The 567-nt window shown below is 47.8% G+C and carries 1 protein-coding gene; it reads left to right on the top strand.

Annotated elements, in window-relative coordinates:
- Positions 1-567 (top strand): PTS transporter subunit EIIC (locus AB4486_RS23050; protein WP_372118833.1); only part of this gene is annotated, 567 nt, incomplete at both ends.

Here is a 567-nt window from a genome sequence, read left to right as displayed (position 1 = left end):
CGGTACGGGTATTCCAGGTAAAACTGGCATGTACCAAGCGGGCTTCTTCCCTATCATGATGTTTGGCCTACCAGCAGCAGCATTGGCGATGTATCACTGTTCTGATGCGAAAAACAAAAACCAAGTATTCGCAATCATGCTTGCGGCAGCTATGGCTTCATTCTTCACGGGTATCACAGAGCCACTAGAATTCAGCTTCATGTTCCTAGCACCCGTGTTGTTCCTACTGCACGCAGTATTAACAGGCCTATCGCTTTACATTGCAGCAAGCATGGAATGGATGGCAGGCTTCGGCTTCTCTGCTGGTTTCGTTGACCTAGTACTATCAAGCCAAAACCCACTCGCGGTTAACTGGTACATGCTACTGGTTCAAGGTGTGGTGTTCTTCGCGCTTTACTACGGTATTTTCCGCTTCGCTATCATCAAGTTCAACCTACGTACTCCAGGTCGTGGTGAAGAGATGGAAGCAGAAAAAGAAACTGAAACGCCAGAAGCATTGGCTAACCTAACCAACAGCTACATTGAAGCGGTTGGCGGTGCAGACAACATTCTAGAAGTCGATAACTG

Source organism: Vibrio sp. 10N.222.55.C6, assembly GCF_041473395.1.
Lineage (GTDB): Bacteria > Pseudomonadota > Gammaproteobacteria > Enterobacterales > Vibrionaceae > Vibrio > Vibrio crassostreae_C.
Note: the sequence above shows the minus strand (reverse complement) of the source record. Positions and strands in the feature narration are given on the sequence as shown.